Origin of the sequence: Phaeobacter italicus (assembly GCF_001258055.1) — a bacterium.
Classification (GTDB): domain Bacteria; phylum Pseudomonadota; class Alphaproteobacteria; order Rhodobacterales; family Rhodobacteraceae; genus Phaeobacter; species Phaeobacter italicus.
This window is the reverse complement of the sequence record NZ_CVRM01000031.1, coordinates 186,898-213,652: the sequence shown is the minus strand read 5'-3', so window position 1 is coordinate 213,652 and position 26,755 is coordinate 186,898. Positions and strand designations below refer to the sequence as shown.

Genomic DNA, 26,755 nt, shown 5'->3' with positions numbered 1-26,755 from the left:
GGATCCTCAGACCTGAAGAACGCTGGAAACCAGCAACTGGGTGTAGGCGTGCTGCGGATCATCCAGCACCTGATCGGTGAGACCGGTTTCCACGACACGGCCATCTTTCATCACCATCAGCCGATCCGCCAAAAGACGCACCACCGCGAGATCATGGGTCACGATGATCGCGCTCAACCCCATTTCGCGCACAAGGTTACGCAGCAGATCCAAAAGGCGCGCCTGAACCGAAACATCCAGCCCGCCCGTCGGCTCATCCATAAAGACAAGCCGCGGCCCGGTGACGAGGTTGCGGGCAATCTGCAACCGCTGCTGCATCCCACCGGAGAAAGCGGAAGGACGATCATCAATCCGACTTTCGGCAATCTCGACACGGCCCAGCCAATCGGCTGCGCGGGCGCGGATGTTGCCATAGTTGCGATCCCCCACCGCCATCAGCCGTTCCCCGATATTGCCGCCAGCTGACACAGACATCCGCAACCCATCGCGGGCGTGCTGATGCACAAAGGCCCAATCCGTGCGCCCCAACATGCGGCGTGCCGGTTCGGACATGGTCACCGTGTCCACAGGCCCGTCTGCCCGGGTGTCAAAAATCACTTCGCCACGATCCGGTGTCAGATGCCCGGCCATGCTGTTCAGCAGGGTCGATTTGCCCGATCCGCTTTCCCCAACGATGCCCATGACCTCGCCCGGATAAAGGTCAAAGCTCACATCCGTGCAGCCAATTCGGGCACCATACATCTTGGCCAGGTTCTTTACTTGCAACAGCGGCGTCATCACGCGGCCTCCTCACTCAGGCGACCCATATGGCCCGCATCGCGCCGGGACCGGCAATAATCCGTATCCGAGCAGACAAACATCCGGTTCCCCGCATCATCCAGGATCACCTCATCCAGATAGCTGTCCTCTGCCGCGCAGAGATCACAGGGATGATCGGCCTTGCTGGCCTCAAACGGGAAATCCTCGAAATCAAGCGAGACGACTTCGGTGTAAGGCGGCACTGCATAGATCCGCTGTTCACGTCCCGCGCCAAACAGTTGGATCGCAGCCATGTTCATTTTCGGATTGTCGAATTTCGGGATCGGCGAGGGATCCGTCACATAGCGACCTGCGACCTTCACGGGATACGCATATGAGGTGGCAATGGCGCCATGCTGGCTGATGTCTTCGTAGAGTTTCACGTGCATCAGCCCATATTCCTGCAAGGCGTGCATCTTGCGCGTTTCGGTTTCACGGGGCTCAAGAAAACGCAGCGGCTCCGGGATCGGGACCTGATAGACAAGGATCTGATCCTCACTCAGCTCGGCCTCCGGAATCCTGTGCCGGGTCTGGATCACACTGGCCTTTTCGGTTTCTTCGGTGGTGGCCACGCCAGCGGTGTTTTCAAAGAACTTGCGGATGGAAACCGCATTCGTGGTGTCATCGGCACCCTGATCAATGACCTTCAGCGTATCCTCCGGTGTCAATGTCGCAGCCGATACCTGCACGCCCCCCGTGCCCCAGCCGTAGGGCATGGGCATTTCACGGCTGGCAAAAGGGACCTGATAGCCCGGCACCGCCAGCCCCTTCAGGATTGCCCTGCGGATCATCCGCTTGGTCTGTTCGTCGAGATATGCAAAGTTGTAGTCAGACATCTTGGGCACCTTTCGTGAAATTGGCCCTTTGGCATACGCCGTTCATTGTGCCGCCTCCCTTGCGGCCATTTGTTCCGCCAGCTCCGCCGCCTCGCGGCGCAGTTTGCGCACCAGTTCCAGTTCGGATTGGAAATCCACGTAATGCGGCAGCTTGATATGCTCGAGGAAACCGGTGGCCTGGATGTTGTCGGCGTGGCTCAGGACGAATTCTTCATCCTGGGCAGGGGCACCAAGGTTGTCTTCGCCCAGTTCCTCCCAGCGCAGCGCCCGGTCGACCAGCGCCATGGCAATGGATTTTCGCTCTGACTGACCGAACACCAGCCCGTAGCCGCGGGTAAACTGTGGCGGCACTGTCTTGGAGCCTTTGAACTGGTTCACGGTCTCGCATTCGGTCAGCTCTATCTCGCCGATCTCAATGGCAAAGCCGAGTTCCGGGATCTCCATTTCCACCGGCACGCTGCCGATCCGCAACTCGCCAACAAAGGCATGGTTGCGGGCGTAGCCGCGCTGCGTGGAATAGGCCATGCCTAGAATAAAGCCCTCATCTCCGCGGGTCAGCGACTGCAAACGCACCGCCCGCCCGGCAGGAAAGGACATTGGTTCACGGGTCAAATCGCCCGGCTCTGCGTCCGTCCGTGGTTCCTGTTCAATGATGTTCTCGCCATCCAGAAACGACAGGATATGTGGTGTGTCTTCGCTACGCGGCTCAGCGGTCTGGGTCTCTGGCAGATCTTCGCGGTCGCTCTCGGCTGCCAATTTGAAATCCAGCAAACGATGGGTGTAATCGAACGTCGGCCCAAGAACCTGCCCACCGGGCGCATCCTTGAAGGTGGCAGAGATCCGGCGGTCACAGCTCATGCGGCCGGTGTCCACCGGGTCAGATGCGCCGAAACGCGGCAGGGTGGTGCGGTAGGCGCGGATCAGGAAAATCGCTTCAATCAGATCCCCACGTGCCTGCTTGATCGCCAGCGCCGCGAGATCCGGATCATAAAGCGAGCCCTCAGCCATCACGCGGTTTACCGCGAGGCCCAGTTGTTCGCGGATCTGTGCGAGGCTGAGTTCGGCAATCGAAGTATCTCCCCGGCGCTCCTCGGCCAGCCAGGCGTGGGCATTGTCAATCGCCCGCTCGCCCCCTTTTACGGCAACATACATCTCTCAGCCCTCCTTCATGAGCAGCGGTTCGATCCGGCTGGACCGTGGCAACGCGCAGATGTCACTGGCGGCGGTGAAATAGGTGTCAAAGCCCAGCGGAAACAGCGCGGCATTGGCCTGCAGCACTTCGATATCGGGCAGCGTGATTTCGGCACGTGTCTTGATGCCCGGTCCGCTCAATTCGGCATTCGGGGCATCAAAGGACGGCAGTTCAACGATCAGTGTGGCGGAGCGGTCGGGATATTCGGACGTCCCGATGCGGAAGCGATCAAACGGGGTCAGCGCGGCCCATCCCCCAACCGCAAAATCCGCATCTTGCGCAGGAACAAATGGGGCGCCTGTATGGAAGGTGATCCAATCCCGTACGGCCGGATGATCGACATCAGGCGCAAGATAGAGACTGGTTTCAGGGTCACACAGCGTCAGCAGAAGACAACCAGCCGCAATCGACAAACCCTCTGGCGGGGTCGCACCCGTGATCGGTTTGATCTCACCCGGGCGCGCCATTGCTGTCATTGCAGCACGAAACACGTGGGACGATTGAATGGCCGGATCACGGAAGCCGCCTGAAAAATGCGAATTTGATGTCTGCGCGGTCATCAGTCCTCTCCCCGCACCATTGTGAAAAAATCAACCTTGGTTGCAGCCGCTTTGGCGGCGCGCTGCATCCGGTGGTCTTCCTTGGCTTTCAGGAGCGGCACGAGAATGGTCCGGTGCAGGTCATCTGCAGCATCGGTCTGCATCATCGCGTCGATCTTGGCGGCGATTTCCGCCTTGGCCTTGCTGCGACCTTGGACATAACCGTGCCCAACTGTTCCGTCGGCCAAGGTCAAGGCGCAACGGGTTACAGTCATTTCACCCAGATTGAATGGCGCGCCCGCAGCTCCCATTCGTCCCCGCACCATGACGCCGCCCGCCTCTGGGGCCCGCAGCCAACTGTGATCGGGGTTCCGGTCAAAACCCGCCCAGAGATCACGCAGACGCGCTTCATCCGCTGTTGCGAGGAGGCTCATCCAGCTTTTGCGGCTTTGCCGCAGCTCGGCGCCGCTCGCCGTCATGTCATTTTCGTTGGTCATACTCTCAAAGCCTCTTGGCCGATTTGTCTACATGATCTATACAACTAGACAAATATTAACTGAGTCTCCCAAGACCGCGCAACGCTTACCTTGTGAAAGTTTCGTGACATGGCCCGCACCCCTGTTTGGAAGTCCATCGCCATCGCCCTGACCGACGACATCGGGCAGCATCGCTACCAGACCGGGGACAAGCTGCCTTCTGAGGCGCAGCTGGCCAGTCGCTTTGGTGTCAACCGCCACACGGTCCGCAGAGCGCTGGCTGAGATGGCAGAAGAAGGTCTGTTGCACGCGCGCAGGGGTGCAGGCGTGTTTGTGGCCTCGCGGCCCACAGACTACCCGATCGGCAAAAGGGTGAGGTTTCACCAGAACCTCGGACGTCTTGGCCGCACGCCCGCCAAGAAAATCCTGTCTATGGAAACCCGTGCGGCGGGTCCACGAGAGGGCGAGGCCCTGGATCTGGATCCGGGTGCGCTTGTCCATGTCTACGACGGGCTGTCCCTGGCCGACGATCAGCCAATCGCCCTGTTTCAGAGCGTATTCCCCGCAGAACGGTTTCCCGATCTGCCCGCCGCCCTGACAGAGACACGATCCGTGACCGCAGCGCTAAGCAGATGCGGAGTCGAGGACTACACTCGCGTACAGACCCGCATCACCGCCAAGCTCGCTACTGCGACGCAGGCGCTGCATCTGCAGATATCAGAGGGCAGCCCCATCCTGCGGACCACAGGGGTCAATGCTGATCCGGATGGTGTGCCTGTCGAATTTGGCCGGACATGGTTTGCAGGCGATCGTGTCACCCTCACTGTCGGTGAGGACGGTGATCTGGGCTAGACTGCAATCCCCCCTCATAACTGGCGAACAGGGTGTCCCTCTCAGGCGTATTTTTCCAGGAATGCCTCTGCACTCAACGCGCGAAAATCCGGAACTGCCGCCTTGATCCTGTCATTGTCCCAGTCCCACCATGCCAGCTCCATCATTCTTGCAGCGACCACATCGGTATATCGGCGACGGATGAGGCGGGCGGTGTTGCCACCGACAATGGTATAGGGCGCGACATCCTTGGTCACGACACTGCCAGAGGCGACGACGGCGCCATGGCCGATTGTCACCTCGGGTTTTATCAGTGCACCGTGACCGATCCATGTGTCATGGCCTATGTACGCAAGCCTGCTGGCCCGGTGCTGAAACCATTCTGCATCATCCTCGATATCATCCCAGTAGCTGGATGAGCGGTAGAGGAAATGGTGCAGCGATGCCTTCTCCAGCGGATGATCGGTCGCACCGATCCGGGTTGCACTTGCGATGTTGGAGAACTTTCCAATCCGGGCGTTGGCAATATCACAGCCCCTGTCGCAATAGCTGTAGTCCCCGAACTCGCTGTTGAGAATGCGGGTGTCGGCACCGATTTCGACATAGGCACCAAACACGCTGTTGGTGATCTGGCTGTTTGGATGAAACACCGGAGTATCGGCAGATAAGCGCGGCATGGGACGTTCTCGCATCAGACATGGGGACAGCGGACAGCTGGCAAACATACGCCAGCCGTCCGGGACCGAGGTGGGATCAGGGCAGCAGTAGGGCTTTGCCCGATTTGGTTTTACGTCCCTTGCGGCCTTGCTCGCCCTTGATCAGGCGGCTGCGCAACCAGCCAGACAGCCAGTCCATCAGCATGACCATCAAAATGATCAGGACAATGTAGTAAGCAACTTCTTCCCAGTCTTTCTGGGTGATGATCGCCTGCGTCAGCAGCAGACCGATGCCGCCCCCCGTGATGGCACCGATAATGGTGGCAGACCGGGTGTTGGATTCGAGAAAGTAGAGAAGCTGGCTCAGCAGAATTGGCGTGATCTGTGGGATGACACCAAACCGATAGCGTTGCGCGGGCTTTGCCCCGGTAGAGGCCACCCCTTCGATCTGCTTCTGGTCGACGTTTTCCAACGCCTCAGAGAAGATCTTGCCGAAGGTGCCGGTGTCCGTCACCAGAATGGCCAGCGCGCCGGTCAGCGGGCCGGGGCCAAAGGCGCGGGCCAGAACAACCGTCCAGATCAGAGAGTCGACGCCGCGCACAAAGTCGAACAGCCGCCGGGTCGCAAAACGGATGGTGCGCAGCGGCATGAAGTTACGGGTGGCCGCGAAGGCCAGAGGCAAGGCGATCATGCCAGCCCCCATTGTGCCCAGAAAGGCCATCAGAAGGGTTTCGAAAATTGCCCAGGCCACGTCCTGATGGCGCCACATCTTGTTGGTCCAGAAGTCGTGGAAGATTGCGCCAGCTTCTCCGGTCGCAGCCAACGTCATCAGCTTGCCCAAACCCACACCGTGGTAGGGGCTGTCCAACGTGAAAAAGAACAGTTCCCAGCCTGCGAAGTAGCGAAAGACCTCGGCCCGGTTGCGGGTCACAGTCAGGCGACCCGCCTCTGTCGTGATTGCAAGGCGGTTCTTGGAGGCATTGATCCAATCCGGCAGATCGCCTGCGGGAAATTCTGCCTGAACCCCCGCGCTCCGACTGGGGGTTGCACGGATCGTCCCATAGCCGGGGATGTCAAACTCAACCGTTTCAGATCCGAAACGAACCACATAGCCGTCCTCCAGATCAATTATCGTGACATCTGAGGACGCGGTGGCCAGCTGGACCCATTCCGGTGCTTCACCCTGCGGATAGGCGCCCTTGCGCTCACCTTCGATGGCGACACTGACCTCTCCGCTGCGATTGTCCCTGGTGACGTGGGTCTTGTAGCTGTAGCTGTCCGCCACCAAGGTGCGGGCGTTCTGAGGGTTCAGCCGCTCAGCAAGGCCCGGAACGTCAAAGGCAAAAAAGACGTAGACCAGATAGGCCAGGATGATCAGCGGAAAGGCCAGGCTCACCAATCGCTTGCGCAGGAACAGCCGTTCCATGTCCAGCTTGCGCAGTGTCGGCGGAACGGACGTATCAAAAGTGGTCATGACTGGGCTCCATAGGTCAGCCGGTCACGCAGTTTGCCGGACAGTTGATCGACCAAAACGATGGTCAGGAACAAAAGCAGGAAAATGGCCGCAGCCTCGTCATAGCGGCCCTGCCCCCAGGACATCGCATTGCGCAGCTCGTAGCCGATGCCGCCCGCGCCCACGAAGCCGAGGATCGCAGAGGCGCGGATGTTGATCTCAAACCGCAAGAGCGCGTAGCTGACGTAGTTCGGACCAACCTGCGGGAAGACGCCCAAAACCATACGCTGTGCCCAACTGGCACCAACCGATGACAGCCCCTCAACCGGCTTCAACGACGCGTTCTCGTTCACCTCGGAAAAGAGCTTGCCCAGAGCGCCAGCCGTGTGGATCGCAATGGCGATCATGGCCGGGACCGGCCCTCCCCCGAGAAGGAAGATCAGCACGAGCGCGATGACGATCTCCGGAATGGCACGGCAGATATCCAGCACCCTGCGGAACAGCGGAATAAGGGACGGCCAGCGCGCCAGGCCACGGGTTGCAAGCAACGACAGAACCGTGCCTGCGATTGCCCCCAGCAGGGTCGCCGCCGCTGCAATATTCAGCGTCTCGACCAAAGCTGGAAAGAAGGTCATGACATGGCCCGGCAGCTGTGCCGCTTTTTCAGTGGCCTCGCTCAGCACTTCTCCGGGGTAGTCGAAGATCCGGGTGAACCCATCGCTGAAGGATCCTGCGTTGCGATCATCTGCAACACGAAAGCCCGCCACCATCATGGCAACGAACACTGCAAGCAGCGCCCCGCCATATAGTCGCTTGCGCTGGATCAGCGCGGCGTAGTCTGCCCGGATATCGGCCACATTCGGGGCCTCGGCACTTACATCTGTCATGAGGGAAACCTGCGTCGTGCTGGACATGTCAGCCCTGACAGGCAGGATCTGGGCAAATGCCGTCAGATGAACCTGCGGTTTGGAACTGATCTGTCGAAAAATGGCGGGGTCCGGCACTCACGCTCCGAACCCCGCACGCCTTGGTGCTAAAATTAGTTGGACTTCAGCTTACGCGCTTCGATGATGACTTCGTAGGCGTCGTGGGTGATCGGCATGAAACCTTTCGCTTCGCCCGCGGCCACACCGTAGAAGCAGTCTGCATCCATGGACTTCAAGGACGCCATCAGGCCGGTCATCTTCAGTTTGACGTCTTCGGGCAGATCGCGACGCAGAACAACCGGACCTTCGGGGATCGGCTTGGACTGCCAGATCTGCACCATGTCGTTCATGTCAACGAGACCGGCATCAACCGCGCGGCGCAGCGCGCCCGAGTTGTAGCCATCTTCCCATTCGCCCAGACCATCGGCCCAGGTGACACCCGCGTCCACGTCACCGTTGTTCACAGCAACAATCGTCTGTTCGTGGCCACCGGTGAATTTCACCTCACCAAAGTAATCACCGGATGTCATGGTCGCGCCAATGGCGTTGGGAATTTCGATGGAGGGGATCAGGAAGCCGGAGGTCGAATTCGGATCACCGAAACCAAAGACTTTGCCTTTGACATCTTCCAGAGAGGTAATTCCGCTGTCCTTGCGGGCAAAGCCAACTGAGTAGTAGCCATAGCCGCCATCGTTGTTCACCTTCACGAGGATCGGCTCAACCGCTTCGGGGTCCGACAGGTAGGTTTTGGCGTAACCGGATGCGCCAAGCCAAGCCATGTCGATGGTGCCGCCAAGCAGACCCTGGATGACACCGTTGTAGTCAGCCGGAGCAAACAGCTTGGTTTCGACACCCAGCAGCGCTTCAGTGCGCTCGCGCAGACATTCATTGTTGTTCAGACGGTCCTGGGCGTTCTCGCCGCCAAGGATACCGATGCGGAATTCCTTGATTTCGGTGGTCTCAGCAACAGCCGGAGCAGTCATCGCAGTGGTGGCCAGAATGGCAGCAAACAGACGTTTCATGATGTCATCTCTCTGATTGAAAATCCCGGCACGACCGTGACCGGGCGTGGTGGGAAAGGGCTCACAAAACCGCAACAGGCTCTTTGCGTGGGTGCGTGCGGTTCAGGGTTTCAATTTCGGTTGACGTCGCCGCCTCGGAGAAGTCGGCTCCAGCGCCATAGATCTCGCGGGCAACGCCGGTGGTCAGCTGCTCAGGCAAGCCATCAAAAACGATCCGCCCGTCGCGCATGCCGACCACCCGGTCGCAGTAACGGCGGGCAGTATCCAGCGTATGAAGGTTGGCAATGACAGTGCGGCCGTCTTCTTCGTGAATGCGGCGCAGGGCCTCCATCACGGTTTGGGCGTTCATCGGATCAAGCGAGGCGATCGGTTCATCCGCCAGAATGATTGATGGATCCTGCATCAGGGCCCGCGCAATCGCGACACGCTGCTGTTGACCGCCAGACAAGGCCTCGGCCCGCTTTGCGGCGTGTTCGGCAATTCCGAGACGATCGAGAATATCGATGGCGCGGTGGATGTCGTCCATCGGGTAAAGATTGAAGAGGGTCGCAAGTGTCGAGCGCCGGTTCAGCGTGCCATGCAGTACGTTGGAGACAACATCCATACGCGGCACCAGATTGAACTGCTGAAAGATCATCGCGCACTCAGACTGCCAGGCCCGCTTTTCCTTGCCGCGCAACTGGGTGACGTCCCGACCGTCGAACAGGATCCGGCCTTCAGTGGCATCGCCCAGTCGGTTGATCATCCGAAGCAGGGTGGATTTGCCAGCACCAGAGCGGCCAATGATGCCGATCATGCAGGGCTTGTCGATGTCCAGCGTCGCAGTGTCCACCGCAACCTTGTCACCGAATCTCTTGGTCAGTTTGTCAATTCGCAGCACGTCGGGCTCCCGTCTCTTTGGACAGGGGGATATGCCAGCGGATCAAAGGTTCTGTGTCAGGGCGGTGAAAGTTTTGTAACGCCCCTTGCCCGATCAGCCTTGCCCCCCTAGGCGCGCAGGGCCGAAGCCGCTATATGGCGCCAAGACGCTCTTCCATTGAACCAAGGAAACCGCTGCAATGTCTTTCGACCGTCAGATCAAGATTGCGCCTTCAATCCTGTCCGCCGACTTCGCCAACTTTGGCCAGGAAATCCAAGCCATCGAAGCCCAGGGGGCCGACTGGGTCCATGTGGATGTGATGGATGGGCACTTTGTGCCGAACCTCACATTTGGCCCGATGGCTGTGAAAGCGTTCCGCCCGCATGTGAAAACCGTTATGGACGTGCACCTGATGATCGCCCCGGTCGATCCCTACATTGACGCCTACGCCGATGCAGGCGCTGACGTTCTGACCGCCCATGTAGAGGCAGGCCCGCATATTCACCGCACCCTGCAGGCCATCCGCGGTGCTGGCATGAAGGCCGGCGTTGCGCTCAACCCCGGCACCCCGGCCGAGGCAGTTGCCCATCTTCTCGACCTGACCGATCTGATCTGCGTGATGACCGTGAACCCCGGATTTGGTGGTCAGAAATTCATCGACATGACCGGCAAGATCCGTGCGCTGCGCGATATGATCGGCGACCGACCGATCCACATTGAAATCGACGGTGGCGTTGATCCGAAAACCGCACCGCTGGTTGCCGAAGCCGGTGCCGACGTTCTGGTAGCAGGCTCCGCTGTCTTCAAAGGGGGCTCTGTCGACAACCCAGAGGCCTACGGCGAGAACATTCGCAACATCCGCGCCGCAGCAAACGGCGTCTGGGCCTAAGACCCAGCGGGCAGATCACCTAATAGAGAGGCGTCCGCCCGGGCGCCTCTTTCTTTTGCGGGGTCACGTGGCAGGTAGCCGATCTGCAAAATGTCCCAGCAACCTGTGTTTCAGGATTTTCCCGGTAGGCGCAGCAGGCAGCGCGAGGGTCAGGACAATATGGGCCGGTCGTTTGTACCCCGCCAGACGCTCTGCCACGAAAGAGCGCAGTTCCATCACATCAGGGGTATCGCCCGCCGCGTGCTGCACAAAGGCGATGACCTCTTCATCACCCTTGATAGGACGGCCGACAACAGCGGATTGGACCACCTGTGGATGGGCATTCAGAGCGGCTTCCACCTCTGGCGGAAACACATTGAAACCGCCGTGGATGATCAGTTCCTTGGATCGCCCATCGATATGCAAATGCCCTGCCGCATCCATCCAGCCCATATCCCCGCTGCGCAACCAGCCATCTGCGCTCAGCACCTCTGCCGAAGCGGCGGGGTTGCGGAAATATCCAAGCATCACGTTGTCTCCGCGCAGGCACACCTCCCCCAGTCCATCGCCGCCACCTGACACAGTCTGATCCAAGCGCACTTCAACCCCTGGCAAGGGCGGGCCAACAGAGACATCGGGATCACCAATTGCACTGCGTGTAGCGCAGATGCCCGCGGTTGCTTCGGTCATGCCGTAGCCGTTTTGCAAGGCGACACCATAAAATGCCTCTGCACGAGTTTTCCAATCCGGATCGAGAGGCGCCGCGCCAGAGGACACATACCGCAGGTCGGGGCTGCCCAGAGTTTGCAGCCCCTGCTCTTTGGCATATTGCATCACCAGCGCATGCATCTGCGGCACTGCTGAGACGAGGGTGATGCCTGAGCGCAGCGCCTCATAAAACTTCTGCGCCGAAAACCGGGCTTCCAACCGCACCTCAGCACCGATCATGACAGATGCCGTCAAAACCGAGGCCAGACCAAACACATGGCTAAGCGGCAGCGTCCCATAGACCACATCCCGAGCGGTCATATCCCTCAACTGGGCCGACGCCCCGCCACCAAAGGCCAGGTTCCGGTGGCTCAGCATCACGCCCTTGGGGTCGCCGGTTGTTCCTGTGGTGTAAAGAAGTACCGCAAGGTCCTGTGGAACATCGCCGCCATCAGTGGCCCCTGTTTCGGGAAGAAAAGCAACGTCGAGACAGCCAAAACACCCCTCCCATCGGGTGCCTCTATGCGCGGCCCGCAGGCGTTTGGCGTGATCCTCTGCTTCCTTTGACGCGGCGGATGTCATCAGCACGATCCGTGGCGCCGCATGGCTGAGGATCCGGTCGATCTCGGCCCCCTGCATTCGGGCATTCACCGGAACAGCAACCGCTCCCAGCCGGGAAATCGCAAAGAGGGCCGCGACGGTGACACAGGCGTTTTCGCACAACACAACCACCCGATCACGCGGACGGACACCAGCGGATGCAAGCAGCTCAGCCAGATCTCCGCAGGCGCGATCAAGTGCGGCAAAGCTCCAGATCTCCCCCAGGCTGTCACGAAATGCGATAGCCTCTGGCCGGTCCCGTAAATGCGGCTCCAGATGAGCATGCCATGCTGTCATTGTGATCCTCCCGGCTTGCCGTAGTCCCGAAGTGTTTTCTCTCTTGATAATCGTCTGCCCGCGCCGCTAGCGCTTGATGCGTTTGAAGACCCCACTTGCCGTCGCCAACAACGTGCCATCCTCGCCATGAAGCGCGCCACTGACATATGCGAGCGACGCCCCGCCCCCCTGCGCAGCGGCTGTTGCGCGAACGCGTCCCGCCTGAACAGCCGCGACATAGGACAGGGTGAGCGAAACCGTGACCACGGGCGGATGCGCTTGCGGGTCGAAATGTTGCGATGCCGTGTTTCCGCAGACCACATCCATGAGAGTGGCGACGATCCCGCCGTGCAGGAGCCCGTTGCGATTGAGATGCTGCGGGCCAAGGTCCAGCGTCACCTCACAATCGCCCGTCGCCAGATCGATCTCTGTTCTGTAGCCAACCATCTGCTGACACCCCGGATCATCAATGAGCCGGATTTGCGCGTCAGGCTGCCGAGAGGTCAATGAACCGCTCCAATTGCGTATCAGCATCGCCGAACCGGTGCTCTGCCAGAATGATCCGCTTGGCAAAATGGGCCAGTTCGTATTCCGCGGTCATTGCGATCCCACCGTGCAGCTGGATCGCTTCCTCTGCAATCTTGCGACCAGCCCGCGCAATAAGATTGCGGGCCGCCGCGATGTGCCGATCCCGCACAGCGGGCTGTTCCTCCAAGTGGCCGGCTGCATTGATCACGGCAGAGCGGGCCTGCTCCAATTCGATCAACATATCTGCCACCCGATGCTGAAGCGCCTGAAAACTGCCAATCGGGCGACCGAACTGCTGGCGGGTTCCAAGGTAGTCCATAGTCAGCTGTGTGGCGGTTTCCATCGCCCCAAGCGTCTCTGCCGCCAGCGCAACCTCGGCAGCCGCCAATGCCGCCTCGATCATCTCAGAGGCACCACCAGCAGGACCGATACGGGCAGAGGACGGAATGCGCAAATTGTCGAAATCGATTTCCGCGGCACAGCCCCCGGCCATGAGGGCCGAGCTGCGCATCTGCAAGCCCTCGGCCTTGGTGTCGACAAGGAACAGCGAAAGCCCCTCACGATCATCGGTGTCCCCACTTTCGCGTGCTGAAACGATCAGGTGATCGGCCCCTGCAGCGTTTACGATAACGGATTTCCGGCCAATCAGCACGATATCATCGCCGTAAGCAGAGGCGCGGGTCTCGACCCATAGTCGTTCATATCGGCTGTTTACTTCACCATGGGCAAAGGCCAGCTGCACATTGCCCGCAATCAGACCCTCGATCAGCGCGGCACCCTTCCCTTGCGGATCTGATGCCAACAATGTTCCGCACAAGACAGCCGTATCCAGAACCGGTTCCACAACACCTGCGCGGCCCAGTTCCTCAAACACGGTCGACAGGTCAAAACCTTTACCGCCGTATCCGCCGACATCTTCCGGCAGCAACGCGCCAAGGATCCCAAGATCTGCGAGCTGCGCCCAAATCTGCGGCGCAAACCCGATTGCATTGCTGACGCTTTCGTCGCGTTGGGCGGCAGAATAACGGTCGGCCAGAAACCGGCGCAGACTGTCCTGCATCATCTGACGCTCTTCGCTCAGCTGAAAGTTCATGTCCGACCTCCCAGTTTGACCTTGGCGATAATGTTCTTCTGGATCTCGTTGGAGCCCCCGAAAATCGACAGTTTGCGATTGTTGAAATACTGAGCGGAGACGGCGGAGGTCCCCTCCGGCTGGGCAAGGTTGCTGTTGTCGCCCTCCAGCGCCTCAGAGGCAAAGGGCAGGGCATAAGCCCCTGCTGCCCGCCTTGCCAGATCGTTGATCTCCTGGCGGATTTCAGTGCCTTTGACCTTCAGCATCGAACTTTCGACACCCGGTGCCTGCCCTGCAGCCGCCGCCGAAATGATCCGCAAGTTCGTTGTCGCCATCGCCATCAGGTCAATTTCGACCTGGGCAAGCCGCGCCGCGAAATGTGGGCTCTCGGCAAGAGGTCGTCCACGGTGCATTTGTTGGCGGGCAAGGCGTTTGACGGCATCCAACCCGGCCTGACTAAATCCGACACCGGCAATGTTGGTCCGTTCGTGGGTCAACAGATATTTGGCGTATGTCCAACCTTGGTTTTCCTCACCCACGAGGTTTTCAACCGGCACCCGCACATCCGTGAACCAGACTTCGTTTACCTCATGCGTGCCGTCCAGCAAGATGATCGGCCGTACTTCGATGCCCGGCGTGTCCATGTCGATCAGCAGAAAGGAAATGCCCTCCTGCTGCTTTGCGTCAGGGTCTGTCCGCACGAGGCAGAAAATCCAATTGGCGTATTGGCCCAATGTGGTCCAAGTCTTTTGGCCGTTAACGACGTAGTGGTCACCATCACGCACGGCCCGCGTCCGCAAGCTGGCGAGATCAGAACCCGCGCCGGGCTCCGAATAACCCTGACACCACCAGTGCTCTCCCGACAGGATGCGGGGCAGAAAATAGTCACGCTGCGCGTCAGAGCCAAATTTCTGCAAGACGGGACCAAGCATGGTCAGACCAAAAGGCACGATGCGTGGCGCATGGGCGCGACAGCATTCTTCTTCAAAAATATGCCGCTGCACGGCGTTCCAAGCACAGCCACCGTAGGCGCGAGGCCAGTTCGGAGCGAGCCAGCCACGGGCATTAAGAATGCTGTGCCAGCGCTCGTGCCCCTCCTTGCCGATGCTGCGCCCCTCGCGAACGGCATCGGACAGATCCGTCGGCAGCTCTTCTCGCAGAAATTCGCGGACCTCATCGCGGAAAGCCAGTTCTTCGGCCGAATAGTTCAGATCCATACCGCATGCACCTCCCTGTGCCTTGGCTTTGTGTTCGTCCCCTTTTTGCGGTCTCTCCCCAAGACCGGCCCTGCCCCGATAGGTCGGGGCAGGTGATTGCTGTCTTGTTTGTCAGTAGATTTCAAACAGGCCTGCAGCGCCCATTCCGCCGCCGATACACATGGTGACTACACCCAGTTTCGCGCCGCGGCGGCTTCCCTCGCGCAGGATGTGGCCAACCATACGGGCCCCAGTCATGCCAAAGGGGTGGCCGATCGCAATTGAACCACCGCTCACGTTGCAGATCTCGTCCGGAATGCCCAGTGTGTCACGACAATAAAGCGCCTGACTGGCGAAGGCTTCGTTCAGTTCCCACAGATCAATGTCCTCGACCTTGAGCCCATGACGCTCCAGAAGGCGCGGCACAGCATAGACAGGCCCGATCCCCATTTCATCCGGCGCACATCCTGCAACGCAAAATCCGCGAAACGCACCCATCGGCTCCAGCCCCCGGCGGCTCGCCTCATCTGCTTCCATCATGACAACGGCAGCGGCCCCGTCAGACAGCTGGCTGGCGTTGCCTGCGGTGATGAATTTCTCGGGGCCTCGCACTGGCTCCAGCGCAGCCAGCCCGTCCAGCGTCGTCTGAGGGCGGTTGCATTCGTCCCGGTCCACCACGACGTCGCGGGTGCTGACCTCTCCGGTTTCCTTGTCCTTGACTGCCATGGTTGTGCTCATAGGCACGATTTCATCGGCAAAATGACCGCCCGCCTGCGCCGCAGCGATCCTCTGCTGGCTGCGCAGACCATAGGCGTCCTGCGCCTCGCGGCTGATCCCGTAACGGTCTGCGACCACATCGGCTGTGTCGATCATCGTCATGTAGACTTCGGGCCGGTGTTCACGCAGCCAAGGGTCCTGGATCTGTTTGACGTTGGGCTGGACCATCGAAATGCTCTCGACCCCACCCGCGACCATCGGACCTGCACCCTCTGCGGTGATCTGCTGCGCCGCGAGGGCAATCGTCTGCAAACCCGAGGCGCAAAACCGGTTGACGGTCATACCGGACGCACTGTCCGGCAAGCCCGCCCGCAGCGCGATCTGGCGACCGATGTTATGACCTGTTGCTCCTTCCGGAAATCCACAGCCGATGATGCAGTCTTCGACCGCTCCTCCCTCAAGCCCCGCGCGCTCGACAGCGGCCTTTACCACATGGCCCCCCATTGCAGCGCCGTGTGTCTGATTGAACGATCCTCGAAAGGATTTCGCGAGACCGGTCCGTGCGGCAGAGACAATGACAGCTTGCTTCACGTTATTTCTCCGCCTTGTTGAGATCATCAAAGCAACGCCCCTCAGCCACCAGCGTCTGCAACAGCGGGGCAGGTTGCCAGAAATAGGGGTCTTCTTTGGCGTAGGTTTCGATATCTGCCAGGATACCGGCCAACCCCTGCAAATCAGCCCATTTGAGCGGGCCACCGTGGTAGCGCGGGAAACCGTAGCCAAAGAGCAGAACCATATCGACATCCAGTGGACGCCGCGCGATGCCCTCTCCAACCACCTTGGCGGCTTCATTCACCATTGCGCACATATAGCGGCGCAGGATCTCGGCATCTGAGAACTCGCGCGGACTGACACCCTGATCGGCCTGATCCTGGGCAATGTACTTTTCGACATCGGGATTTGGCGTACCACCGCGTTTGCCTGCCTCGTAGACATAAAACCCTTTGCCAGTCTTCTGACCAAAGTCGCCACCTTCGCACAGCATATCCGCGAAATGCACGACCCGTTCACGCGGATCCCGGTGTGGCGCACGGCGCTTGCGCGCAGCCCAGCCAATATCGAGCCCGGCAAGGTCACCCACGGCAAAAGGCCCCATTGCAAACCCAAACCCGGTCATCACCCGGTCAATCTGATAGGGAGAGGCCCCGTCCAAAACCATGTAGTCCGCCGCCTTGCGGTAGGCGTTCATGATCCGGTTGCCGATGAAACCATCACATACCCCGGAGCGAACAGAGATCTTGCGCAGCCGTTTGCCAAGCGCGAAACCCGTCGCCACCACGTCAGGATCGGTCTGGTCCGCCACCACGACCTCCAGCAGTTTCATGACATGCGCGGGCGAGAAAAAATGCAGCCCGATCACATCCTGTGGGCGGCTGGTGGCGGCCGCGATCTCGTTGATATCAAGATACGACGTGTTGCTTGCAAGAATTGCGCCAGGCTTGCAGTTGGCATCAAGCGCCTCAAAGACCTCGCGCTTGACGTCCATGTCTTCAAAGACCGCTTCGATGACCAGATCGACCTGCCCCAGTGCGCCATACTCGGTTGCCAGTTCCAGTGCATCCCCGGTCATTGTGTCGAACTGGTCCTGGCTGATCTTGCCGCGCTTGAGAGCTCCGCTCAGATTGCCACTGATGCGCTGGCCTGCGGCCTCCGCTGCGGATGCGTCGCGCTCTACCAGAACCACCGACACCCCCGCCAGCAAAGCAGCGGTTGCGATACCAGCCCCCATAGTGCCGCCGCCGATGACACCGACAGAGGCCACATCGCGTGGTGTGACATCTGCCAGTTCAGGCAGCTTGCTCACCGCCCGCTCTGAGAAAAACGCGTGGATCAGACCCTGACGCTGATCGCTTTCCATCAATTCGGTGAACAGCTCGCGTTCACGACGCAGCCCCTCAAGGAAGCTCGCAGCCTCGCAGGCCGCCTGAACAGCCCGGACAGCTGTTGCAGGGGACAATTGACCACGCCCCTTTGCGAGGGTCTTTTCATAGACCGCATCAAAATCCACCGCCGCCGGAGCTGGCATATCGCAGACGGGGCGGCGCGGTGCGCCCTGGTCCAACAGTTCACGCGCGTAGGCCAGACCGATCTCGCGAGGCTCGCCCTCCTGCACCCGGTCGATCACACCCTTCTCAAGTGCCTCCGCCGCGCCAAAATGGCGCCCTGACGTGATCATGTCCAAGGCCGCCTCGGTCCCGGCAACCCTTGGCAGTCGCTGCGTCCCACCGGCACCCGGCAAAATTCCAAGATGCACCTCTGGTAGCCCCATCTTGGCGCTCGGCACCGCGATACGATAATGCGATGACAATGCAACCTCGAGCCCCCCACCCAGAGCGGTGCCATGCAGGGCCGACACAACGATCAGATCCGCCGCCTCGATACGATTGCAAAGATCAGGCAGGCCCGGATCTTTCATCGGCTTGCCGAACTCGCGAATGTCCGCCCCGGCAAAAAACGTCCGACCATCGCCATAGATCAAAACAGCACGTGCACCCTCTGCCTCGGCTCGTTCGATCCCGGCAAGAAGTCCCAGCCGCACGTCGATCCCCAGCGCATTGACCGGTGGGTTCTGCGCCTTCAGGATCGCGATGTCGTCGACACGTTCGTAGTGGATGGCATGCGTCATGGATCTGTCCTCCTCTTCGAGGTCACCATCTGCGTCAGCGGTCGGACGGCAGCGCAACACGAACAGAGCATCCTGTCCATGATTGCAAACCTCGTGAATTTCGCAAAGCGGAATTTAATTCCGCAAATATGCGCCAGACCCTAAGTCCCGCCCCAGCAGCTGGCAAGTCCCATGATGCCGCGCCCCAGCCGCGTTTGCCAAGCCCGGCCCGGTTGCGTCAGCCTGTTACGGTGCGTCGATAATCCCTTCTGCCAGCCACCGGTCAAAGATCAGCAGCACGTGATCGACAAATGCGGGATCATTGATGTGGCAGGACAGGCGGTGCACTTCGGCTGACGTGGGGCTGGCCGCTTCCAGTGCGTCGCAAAATATCCGAAGCCCTTCAGCGTCATGCAGATCCGCATCTGGCCGGTCCCATTCATGACAGCCCCCATCTGGAATAAGCACTGCCACTGCCCCTTGCGCGCCGGACAACTTGCGCCCGATCTCCTGCGCCACCTGCTCCCGCTCTGCCGGAGACAGGACCGCTGAACTCAGCAAACGATTATGGGCATGCATCGGTCGTCCCTCCAGTTGCGGGGGCACCGCCTGCCAACCAACAAAATCCACCAGATCATGGCAGCCGGACGCAATCATCTGCGGTGTCGCGGCCTTGCCTGCCCCTGTCATTCGGCTTTCACCGGCAGAAAGCCCGCCAAACAGATGATTGCTCACCTCTTGCGGTGCGAAATCCATTACCGCAGCAAAGGCACCTTCCGCCGCAAGACTTTCGAAAGCACGCCCCCCCATGCCGGTGGCATGGAAGACAGCCACATCAAAACCGCGCGCCTCAAGTTCGGGTTTCAACGTGACCATGTAGCGCAGAACCGTCTTGCCAAATGACGTCATGCCGATCAGCGGGCGATCCCTGGTCGGCGGCTCAACCGCCCTCGCCGCGCCAAGAACCGCACCCGTCGCCTGCGACAGGGACGCCTTGCAAATCCCGTTCAACCCATAGAGCCCACCTGCCCACAGGATCATCTGAACGTCTGCAGGGAGCCGATCGGGCGGCAGCAACGGCGAAAAGGCCACTGTTGAGACGATGTACTTCGGCACCCCGATCGGCAGAGCAGAGCATAGATCAAGGGCCAGATCGGTTCCCATGGTGCCGCCCAGAACGATAACGCCATCAATGCGCCCCTCTCGATGCAGTTCCAGTGCCTTTGTCGCCGCCCCTGCTCCCATGATCTGCATGGCGGTGTTTTCATCCCCAGACGCAATCGCCATCTCAATTGAACTGCCACCAGCCTGGGCCACCTCATGTTTGCTGATGTCCGTCGGCAAACGCGGGTCACCCAGCACGCTGACATCCATCGTCAGAACCTGCCCGCCTTGATTGCGGATCACCTCGGCCAAGTAGCCCAGTTCGTCATCCTTGGTGTCATATGTGCCTGCAATCAGAATGGTCTTGTCCGTCAATGCCTCGCCTCCCTCACGCTCACTGACGCGCGCCCGCGCCGTCATCTTTCCCAAAATACTCTCGCCGAAGGCTGCGGGTTTTGCCGTCGCAAAATCCGCATCACAACTGGATCCACGCGGTTTTCAGATCGACATATTTGTCGAGCGCGTGCAGCGATTTGTCATGACCATTGCCGGACTGCCCGACACCGCCGAGAGGAACAGTGTTGTCCGCACCGCCATAGGTGTTCACGTGAACGACACCGGCACGGATCCTCGCAACACAGCGGTGCGCGCGCGACAGATCGGCGGTCCAGACCCCAGCCGCGAGCCCATAGTCGGTCGCATTGGCCAGCTGCAGGGCCTGGTCTTCGGTCTCAAATGGCGTCACTGACAAAACCGGCCCAAACACTTCCTTTTGGAACAGGCTGGCCTGCTGCCTGACACCTGTCACGATGGTTGGTGCCATGTAGCTGCCGCCTGTCTCTGTCAGGATCCGGTCTCCGCCACAAACAACCTCTCCCCCCTCCGCGACTGCTTTTGCGACATGGGCCAGGTTTGCGGCCAATTGGCCCTCAGAATTCACCGCCCCGATCTGACTGGACAAGTCCAGCGGATCGCCCACCTTCAAAGCCTCTGCATGAGATAGGAGACGCTCGACAAATTCGTCGTGGATAGACGCCTCCACCAGCAGACGTGAGCCCGCAACGCAGACCTGACCGGAATTTCGGAAGATACCCATAGCGGACACCTTTGCCGCGTGGTCGAGATCCCTGGTATCGGCGAACACGATATTGGGAGACTTGCCGCCCAACTCCAGATAGCACCGCTTGAGATTGGATCTTGCAGAGGCCTCCAACAAGCGTCGGCCGGTCGCACCGGACCCGGTGAAGACCATCACATCAACATCCATATGTTCAGCCAATGCTGCACCGGTTTGCGCGCCACTTCCGGTCACGACATTCAAGACACCATCCGGCAAACCGCAATCTGCGCAGATCTCAGCCAAGCGAAGGAGAGACAGAGAGGCGCTTTCTGCAGGTTTCAAGACAACGGAATTGCCCATCGCAAGCGCAGGCGCGAGTTTCCATGCACCAATCATCAGAGGGAAATTCCAAGGCACGATCGCTGCCACCACGCCGACGGGCGCCCGCTGGACAAGGCCCAGGACGTCCGCCGCGGTTGGGGCAACTTCGCCTGCGACCTTATCCAACGCCTCTGCATAGTAGCGGAACGTTCCAGCAGCGGACCCCGGCTCTGCCTTGAGCGCCATGTTGATTTCCGTGCCATTGTCACGAACACCCAGCACAGCCAGCTCAAGCGCTTCCGCTTCGATCTGCTCAGCAATCCGCATCAGAATCTTTTTGCGCGCTGCTGGTGATTGCGCTGACCAGCGGCCATCCTCAAACGCGCGCCGGGCCGAGGTGACGGCCCGGTCCACATCAGCTGCTGAAGCCCCGGAAAGCGTGGTCAGAACAGTCCCGTCAATCGGCGAAGTAACCTCGAGTGGCGCGCCCGTACCTTCTTGCCATGCGCCTTCAAGAAAGAGTTTCTGCGGCGCCACATCAGCGCGCCGAAGCTGGTTGATGCGGTCTTGGTCTGCCATTCGGCCTCCTTTAGGCTCAGGCGGTCTTTGCGCACCCGCAAGACGTGCGCCACAAGCACAATGATGATGAGAGAAAAGAGAATGAACGCCACCGGGCGGTCAATGAAATCAAAGGGCGTCTTGATCCGCGCCATGGCCGCGCGCAGCTTGACCTCCATGATGCCGCCAAGAACCATTCCAAGGATGATCGGCACCGCCGGAAGTGACAGTCGCTTCAGGACAAACCCAAACACCCCGAAACCAGCTGCCAAAAGGCAATCGGTGACGGAGTTGCGCAGCGAATAGACCCCCACAAAGCTGAGCGTCAGAATGCAGACCCCGAGGAAACGATTGGGAATGCGGACGACCTGAACAAGCGCGCCGGTTGCGAACAGCAAGAAAACCAGAACCAGAACATTGAGGATCAGAAGGGCCAGATAAAGCGCCACGACGAAATCCATGTCATTCTGGAACAATCCGGGGCCGGGCACCACGTTGTGGACATAGAACACCGACAACATCATCGCGGTGAGCGCCTCTCCCGGAATTCCCAGCGCCAGAAGCGGAACCATCGCTGCGGCCGGAACAGCGTTGTTCGACGTTTCTGCCGCGATCAACCCCTCAGACGATCCGCGCCCAAAATCCTGCGGCCGCTTGGATGTCTTTTGCGCATAGGTATAGGACATGAACTGGGCGGTGAACTCACCTACACCGGGGATCATTCCCATCAACACCCCAAAGCTCGCGGACACACCGGCAACACGGGGGTGACGCGCCAGTTCACGCAGCCCTTGAAACAGCCCACCGCGCAACCGGCTGACACGGATTTTTTCGTCCTCATCCGTGAGCAGCACAAATGCCTGTGACAAGGCAAATAGGCCCAGCACCACAACGATAAGGTTGATACCGCCACCCAGAAAATCCTGCCCGAACGTGTAGCGTTGGGTGTATTTGACCGGCTCCATCCCAATCGTGTTCAGGAAAATGCCCAGACAGGCCAGCGCCCCTGCGATCAAAGTCTGGCCCCGATGAGCAACCACAACAAGGATCAACCCCAAAAGGGCGGCAAGAAAGATCTCGCGAGAGCCAAACATCGGCGCGACCTTGGCCAGAACCGGCGCAAACAGGATAAGGCACACGACGGAAAACACTCCGCCAAAGAAACTGGCCGAATACGCAAGGCTGAGCGCCCTCCGTGGCTCACCCCGTGCAGTCATTGGATGACCATCATAGGTGGTCAGCGCGTTGACCGCGGTTCCCGGAGTATTGATCAGGATAGCCGGAATGGCACCGCCGTACATGGAAGATCCATAGATCCCCAGCAACACGGTCAGACCGACAATCGGATCCAGGGAAAACGTCGCAGGCAACAGAATGGCGATTGCCACCGCGGGGCCAACCCCGGGAATCGCACCAATCAGAACACCACCAACAGACCCTGCCAGCAGAGCCAGCGCAACGTCCCAACGCAGCAGGATATCAAATGCAGAAATCAGGAGGTCCATCTGTCACTCGTCTGATTGATAAGGTCCGCCACAAAGGAGGCCCTTAGAGGTACAGGATGGCAAAGCTGCGCAGTGCCGACGGGAAATATTCATAGAGCATTGCACCCGGTATCCGGACCGCCAGAACCGCCTTGAACAGGATCACGACAGCAACGGCAAAAACCACGCTGAGCAACAGCATCCCCCGGCTGCGATACCCCATGCGCCATGCCAAGGCGGGTACGAAAACCACTGTCACGGGAAGATAGCCAATCACCGGGACCATGATCACATAGGCCATGAACCAGCCCGCATATTCGACAGCTTCGCTCCACTTGCGGACTTCGCGCATGTCGTAGCGGCTCACTCTTTTCCAGGGCAGGCGATAAAGATGCAGCGCCGCAAACAGCGCCATTCCCCCAAGGGCGATGGCGGGCCAGAACCGTGGTTGCGCAAATAGCTTCGTCTTTTTTGTCCAGGCGGTCTGCTCTGGCAGCATGACCAGCAACAGCGCGGACAGTGCGACGAACACCGCTGCAAACACTAGCTGTCCACGGCGCGGGCCAACAAAACGGCGCTCTCGTTCCGTTGTCATCTTGCGGCTCACCCTTTTCAGATCAAAGCATCATCGGAAGGATGGCCCTGCCCAACCCTCATTACGTCACATGAGGTCGATCAGACAGGGCCACCGGGGGGCATCTCAATCGTTACTCAAGCAGCGCACCGATGCGCCCCATTGTGTCGATATCCCCAGCCACGCGAGCAGCACTGTCGTCAGCGTTCTGCCAGTAGACCAAAGCACCCGTTTCTTTGGCGACTGCCTGGGCGCGTTCGCTCATCATGGTTTTCTCTGCCACCGCGATGATCTTTTCGCGCACATCCTGCGGGGTGTCCTTGGTCACGAAAAGCCCATTCCAAAGTGCAATGTTCAGGCTTTCGTCCAGCTCACCAATGGTTGGCGCATCCGGCACCAGCGGAATACGTTCATCGGTGATCGACACCAGCACCTTGACCTGATCGAGGCAGGGCAGGATCAGCTGCAAAGTCGTGTTGATGACATCTGCGTCGCCAGACGCCAGCGTATTGCAATCCAGCGCATCAAACGCCGCGTCAGAGCCCCACTCAAAACCCGCGTTTTTGGCATAGGCCTTGGTAACTTGGGTCGGAGTGAGGACATCCCCGAAATGGCCAAGCGCCACATCGTTGTCCTGAGCATAGGCCGCCAACTCGTCCATCGTGGCATATGGCGCATCCCCAGAGGTGGCGATCACAAAGGGATAGGTCAGGAAAATCCCCAGCGGATCAAATTTCGCAGGGGTGAGCGGAGGGATCTCGATTTGATGCCCCATCACAGGCACGCCAATCACAAAGGAGCCGATCGTATAGCCATCACTGGGGGCATTGGCGACTTCGATTGCGCCCGGAAATGGCCCACCGCCACCACCCGGCTTGTTCACCACTGCGGCGGCAACCCCGTATTCCTGCTGAAAGTCCTCGGCAATCATGCGGGTCAGTACGTCCTCCAGATCACCGGGAGGCCACGGGACAATGAAGTTCACCGGCTTTTCCGGATACTCCGCTGCGGCCTCGCCGGGGGCCCAACCGGCCCCCATCACCATCGCTGCGCTCAGCACGGCGCCCGTCATGCATCTTGTCAGTCTCATAGGTCTCTCCCGGTCGGTATGTCGGTTCATTATTTGAACCATTGGTTTGTTTTTAGATTGACGCTCCCTCGCTTATCTGTCAACAAAAATGAAAATCGCCCCGCAAGCTGCGGGTTTCTCCACCTGACATCCCCCTTGGAGGACAAAAAGACAGATCATGGGAACCGTATCCAAAGCCCTGTCTTTGTTGACTTATTTCAACCACGGCCGCACTGAGATCGGGCTGAGCGATCTGACGCGGCTGTCCGGCATGAACAAGGCCACTGTCTTTCGCCTGATGACCGAATTGCAGGACTGCGGCTTTGTCGAACAAGCCGAGGGAGACCGCTCTTACAGGCTGGGCCCGCAGGTTTTGCGCCTCGCAGCGCTGCGAGAGGCGTCTGTACCGATTCTCTCGGTATCTCGGCGCGTCTTGCGCGATCTCAGCGACGAAACAGGCGAGACGACCCACCTGTCCCTGTTGCAGGGAACACAGCTCAGTTCATTGTCGCATGCCTATTCGCCACGCCATGCCACCAAGGTCATGATGGAAGATGCAGAGGTGCTGACCTATCACGGTACATCCTCGGGGCTGGCCGTTCTGGCGTATGCCGAGCCAGCCTTTGTCGAGACTGCTCTCACCCAGCCGCTTGAAGCACACACGCCCGCGACCATCACCGATCCAGAGACGGTACGCAGCCAGCTGGACGAGGTTCGCAGAGACGGCATGGCACAGTCCATCGGCGGGTTCGAGGCAGACGTCCATTCGCATGCTGTGCCAATTTTCGGACCAGACCGGCAAGTCATCGGCGCCCTCGCGGTTGCAGCCCCCGTTTCACGCATGAGCGAACAACAGAAACTGCACATTCCCGCTGCCCTACGGCGAGCTGGTGCAACACTCATTCACCGTATTGGCGGCTCTGTCCCTGCGAACTATCCGCAGATCGAGCCGACCTGACCCATTTGCAGGCCAAACGGCCCATCAAGGAGCTTATGCCATGAAAGACTCCAACTTCCTCAAAGAGCACAACGCCAAATCCATCTGGCATCCGATGGCACACCCAGCCGACAGCCAGGCCAATCCCCCCACCATCGTGACCCGCGCCCAGGGGGTTCGCATCACCGATCTGGATGGGCATGAAACCGTCGACGCGGTTGGGGGCCTATGGAATGTGAACCTCGGGTTTTCGTGCCAGCCGGTAAAGGACGCCATCGCGGGACAGCTCGATACGCTGCCCTACTACTCGACCTTTCGGGGTACCAGCAACGATCAGGTTATCCAGCTTGCAGAAGAGCTGCGCCGGTTTTTTGCCCCTGACGGGCTGACACGGGCGTTCTTCACCTCTGGCGGATCGGATTCCGTCGAAACGGCGCTTCGTCTCGCGCGTCAGTACCACAAGATCCGCGGCGAGGCCGGACGCACCAAGTTCCTCAGCCTCAAGAAGGGCTACCACGGCACCCATATGGGCGGGGCCTCTGTAAACGGCAATGCAAACTTCAGGACACAATACGAACCCTTGTTGCCCGGATGCCATCATATTCCGGCGCCATACACCTATCGCAACCCGTTCAACGAAAGCGATCCCGCCCGACTGGCCCAGCTGTGCCTGCAGGCGCTGGAGGATGAAATCGCCTTTCAGGGCTCCGGGACCATTGCCGCTTTCATCATGGAACCGATCCTAGGCGCAGGTGGTGTGATCCCACCGCATGAGAGTTTCATGCCGGGAGTGCGGGACATCTGCACGAAACACGGCATTCTGCTTATCGCGGATGAGGTCATCACAGCCTTTGGACGCACCGGCAGTTGGTCAGGCTCGCGTCACTGGGGTGTGCAGCCGGATCTGATGGCGACGGCCAAAGCAATCACCAACGGCTACTTCCCGTTTGGTGCGGTCATGATCACAGGCAGCGTGGCTGAGGTGTTTGAAAACGACCGCACAGGTGCTGCGGCCATCGGACATGGCTACACCTATTCAGGCCATCCGGTTGGCGCAGCGGCCGCACTGGCCTGCCTGGCGGAGACCGAAAAACTGAACGTGCCAGAAAACGCTGCTACACGTGGAACACAGCTCCATCGGGGCCTGTTGGACCTGCGCGACAAGCATTCCCTGATCGGAGATGTGCGCGGCGGACATGGTCTGATGTGTGCGCTCGAACTCGTTTCAGACCGCGAAAGCAAAACGCCAATTGACAAGGCAACCATCGCCACCGTTCAAGAGGTCGCCTATCAATCCGGCGCCATGGTGCGCGTATCAGGCCCAAATATCATCCTGTCACCGCCCCTGATCCTGACCGGGGCAGATGCCGATGTAATCCTCGGTGCGCTGGATGATGGCCTCACGGCGGCGGCGCGCTGACCCTAGCGGA

Annotated in this window: 25 protein-coding genes; 4 read left to right on the top strand and 21 right to left on the bottom strand. The window is 59.7% G+C overall.

The window, feature by feature from the left end; genetic code table 11:
- Positions 1 to 6: 6 nt before the first annotated feature.
- From phnK to phnG, 5 genes are read right to left on the bottom strand one after another with little or no spacing between them, the layout of a single operon-like run.
- Positions 7 to 777 (bottom strand): phosphonate C-P lyase system protein PhnK, encoded by a 771-nt coding sequence (phnK, locus tag NIT7645_RS12345; protein ID WP_050687205.1) that lies wholly within the window; start codon positions 775 to 777, stop codon positions 7 to 9.
- On the bottom strand, positions 777 to 1,634 hold the full coding sequence (locus NIT7645_RS12340; RefSeq protein ID WP_008561568.1) for an alpha-D-ribose 1-methylphosphonate 5-phosphate C-P-lyase PhnJ: 858 nt from the start codon (positions 1,632 to 1,634) through the stop codon (positions 777 to 779). The genes phnK and NIT7645_RS12340 overlap by 1 nt, the downstream gene beginning before the upstream one ends.
- A gap of 42 nt (positions 1,635 to 1,676) precedes the next feature.
- Complete coding sequence (locus tag NIT7645_RS12335) at positions 1,677 to 2,786, bottom strand: carbon-phosphorus lyase complex subunit (RefSeq protein ID WP_008561651.1); 1,110 nt, start codon at positions 2,784 to 2,786, stop codon at positions 1,677 to 1,679.
- Between the two features lie 3 nt (positions 2,787 to 2,789).
- Positions 2,790 to 3,386: a phosphonate C-P lyase system protein PhnH gene (gene phnH / locus NIT7645_RS12330; RefSeq protein WP_008562772.1), complete on the bottom strand. Its 597-nt coding sequence runs from the start codon at positions 3,384 to 3,386 to the stop codon at positions 2,790 to 2,792.
- Complete coding sequence (phnG, locus tag NIT7645_RS12325) at positions 3,386 to 3,862, bottom strand: phosphonate C-P lyase system protein PhnG (RefSeq protein WP_008562628.1); 477 nt, start codon at positions 3,860 to 3,862, stop codon at positions 3,386 to 3,388. The genes phnH and phnG overlap by 1 nt, the downstream gene beginning before the upstream one ends.
- A 108-nt stretch (positions 3,863 to 3,970) precedes the next feature.
- On the opposite strand from phnG, the gene phnF reads away from it, so the two are divergent.
- On the top strand, positions 3,971 to 4,693 hold the full coding sequence (gene phnF / locus NIT7645_RS12320) for a phosphonate metabolism transcriptional regulator PhnF (RefSeq protein WP_008562822.1): 723 nt from the start codon (positions 3,971 to 3,973) through the stop codon (positions 4,691 to 4,693).
- A gap of 41 nt (positions 4,694 to 4,734) precedes the next feature.
- Here the strand turns inward: phnF and NIT7645_RS12315 are convergent, their stop codons facing one another.
- The 5 genes from NIT7645_RS12315 to phnC form a co-directional block, all read right to left on the bottom strand.
- Positions 4,735 to 5,349, bottom strand: coding sequence for an LbetaH domain-containing protein (locus tag NIT7645_RS12315; RefSeq protein ID WP_008561428.1), 615 nt, complete (start codon positions 5,347 to 5,349; stop codon positions 4,735 to 4,737).
- A gap of 76 nt (positions 5,350 to 5,425) precedes the next feature.
- Complete coding sequence (gene phnE / locus NIT7645_RS12310) at positions 5,426 to 6,802, bottom strand: phosphonate ABC transporter, permease protein PhnE (RefSeq protein WP_050687203.1); 1,377 nt, start codon at positions 6,800 to 6,802, stop codon at positions 5,426 to 5,428.
- Complete coding sequence (gene phnE, locus NIT7645_RS12305) at positions 6,799 to 7,668, bottom strand: phosphonate ABC transporter, permease protein PhnE (protein WP_037302967.1); 870 nt, start codon at positions 7,666 to 7,668, stop codon at positions 6,799 to 6,801. The genes phnE (NIT7645_RS12310) and phnE (NIT7645_RS12305) overlap by 4 nt, the downstream gene beginning before the upstream one ends.
- A gap of 152 nt (positions 7,669 to 7,820) precedes the next feature.
- A complete protein-coding gene (gene phnD, locus NIT7645_RS12300) occupies positions 7,821 to 8,729 on the bottom strand; it encodes a phosphonate ABC transporter substrate-binding protein (RefSeq protein WP_008559488.1) in 909 nt (302 codons plus the stop codon).
- 61 nt (positions 8,730 to 8,790) lie between these two features.
- The gene (phnC, locus tag NIT7645_RS12295) at positions 8,791 to 9,609 is read right to left on the bottom strand and encodes a phosphonate ABC transporter ATP-binding protein (protein ID WP_008561567.1); all 819 of its coding nucleotides are present in this window, start codon (positions 9,607 to 9,609) and stop codon (positions 8,791 to 8,793) included.
- Positions 9,610 to 9,787: 178 nt separating this feature from the next.
- Here phnC and rpe point away from each other — a divergent pair, with 178 nt between their 5' ends.
- Positions 9,788 to 10,477 carry a ribulose-phosphate 3-epimerase gene (gene rpe, locus NIT7645_RS12290; RefSeq protein ID WP_008560343.1) on the top strand — a complete coding sequence of 230 codons (690 nt, stop codon included), beginning with the start codon at positions 9,788 to 9,790 and terminating at the stop codon, positions 10,475 to 10,477.
- A gap of 63 nt (positions 10,478 to 10,540) precedes the next feature.
- Here rpe and NIT7645_RS12285 read toward each other — a convergent pair whose 3' ends face one another.
- The 11 genes from NIT7645_RS12285 to NIT7645_RS12240 all read right to left on the bottom strand — a co-directional run bounded on the left by NIT7645_RS12285 (position 10,541) and on the right by NIT7645_RS12240 (position 24,409).
- On the bottom strand, positions 10,541 to 12,061 hold the full coding sequence (locus NIT7645_RS12285; RefSeq protein ID WP_008559555.1) for a class I adenylate-forming enzyme family protein: 1,521 nt from the start codon (positions 12,059 to 12,061) through the stop codon (positions 10,541 to 10,543).
- Positions 12,062 to 12,127: 66 nt separating this feature from the next.
- Entirely contained in the window at positions 12,128 to 12,574 is a 447-nt protein-coding gene (locus NIT7645_RS12280) for a PaaI family thioesterase (RefSeq protein WP_050687201.1), read from the bottom strand.
- Complete coding sequence (locus tag NIT7645_RS12275) at positions 12,528 to 13,661, bottom strand: acyl-CoA dehydrogenase family protein (protein ID WP_008560193.1); 1,134 nt, start codon at positions 13,659 to 13,661, stop codon at positions 12,528 to 12,530. Before NIT7645_RS12275 ends, NIT7645_RS12280 begins: the two co-directional genes overlap by 47 nt.
- Positions 13,658 to 14,857: an acyl-CoA dehydrogenase family protein gene (locus NIT7645_RS12270; protein WP_008562843.1), complete on the bottom strand. Its 1,200-nt coding sequence runs from the start codon at positions 14,855 to 14,857 to the stop codon at positions 13,658 to 13,660. The genes NIT7645_RS12275 and NIT7645_RS12270 overlap by 4 nt, the downstream gene beginning before the upstream one ends.
- A gap of 111 nt (positions 14,858 to 14,968) precedes the next feature.
- A complete protein-coding gene (locus NIT7645_RS12265) occupies positions 14,969 to 16,144 on the bottom strand; it encodes an acetyl-CoA C-acyltransferase (RefSeq protein ID WP_008558786.1) in 1,176 nt (391 codons plus the stop codon).
- 1 nt (position 16,145) lies between these two features.
- Positions 16,146 to 18,239 (bottom strand): FAD-dependent oxidoreductase, encoded by a 2,094-nt coding sequence (locus NIT7645_RS12260; RefSeq protein WP_008561611.1) that lies wholly within the window; start codon positions 18,237 to 18,239, stop codon positions 16,146 to 16,148.
- 225 nt (positions 18,240 to 18,464) lie between these two features.
- Complete coding sequence (locus NIT7645_RS12255) at positions 18,465 to 19,742, bottom strand: Tm-1-like ATP-binding domain-containing protein (RefSeq protein WP_050687199.1); 1,278 nt, start codon at positions 19,740 to 19,742, stop codon at positions 18,465 to 18,467.
- Positions 19,743 to 19,797: 55 nt separating this feature from the next.
- A complete protein-coding gene (locus NIT7645_RS19340; RefSeq protein ID WP_074964257.1) occupies positions 19,798 to 21,240 on the bottom strand; it encodes an aldehyde dehydrogenase in 1,443 nt (480 codons plus the stop codon).
- Positions 21,147 to 22,766: a tripartite tricarboxylate transporter permease gene (locus NIT7645_RS12250; RefSeq protein WP_046210626.1), complete on the bottom strand. Its 1,620-nt coding sequence runs from the start codon at positions 22,764 to 22,766 to the stop codon at positions 21,147 to 21,149. The genes NIT7645_RS19340 and NIT7645_RS12250 overlap by 94 nt, the downstream gene beginning before the upstream one ends.
- A 43-nt stretch (positions 22,767 to 22,809) precedes the next feature.
- Complete coding sequence (locus NIT7645_RS12245) at positions 22,810 to 23,340, bottom strand: tripartite tricarboxylate transporter TctB family protein (protein ID WP_050687197.1); 531 nt, start codon at positions 23,338 to 23,340, stop codon at positions 22,810 to 22,812.
- Between the two features lie 112 nt (positions 23,341 to 23,452).
- The gene (locus NIT7645_RS12240; RefSeq protein WP_050672846.1) at positions 23,453 to 24,409 is read right to left on the bottom strand and encodes a tripartite tricarboxylate transporter substrate-binding protein; all 957 of its coding nucleotides are present in this window, start codon (positions 24,407 to 24,409) and stop codon (positions 23,453 to 23,455) included.
- A 157-nt stretch (positions 24,410 to 24,566) separates the two neighbouring features.
- Here NIT7645_RS12240 and NIT7645_RS12235 point away from each other — a divergent pair, with 157 nt between their 5' ends.
- Both NIT7645_RS12235 and NIT7645_RS12230 read left to right on the top strand, forming a co-directional pair.
- Positions 24,567 to 25,346 carry an IclR family transcriptional regulator gene (locus tag NIT7645_RS12235; RefSeq protein ID WP_008563115.1) on the top strand — a complete coding sequence of 260 codons (780 nt, stop codon included), beginning with the start codon at positions 24,567 to 24,569 and terminating at the stop codon, positions 25,344 to 25,346.
- A gap of 40 nt (positions 25,347 to 25,386) precedes the next feature.
- Positions 25,387 to 26,745 carry an aspartate aminotransferase family protein gene (locus tag NIT7645_RS12230; protein ID WP_008561213.1) on the top strand — a complete coding sequence of 453 codons (1,359 nt, stop codon included), beginning with the start codon at positions 25,387 to 25,389 and terminating at the stop codon, positions 26,743 to 26,745.
- Positions 26,746 to 26,755 lie beyond the last annotated feature (10 nt).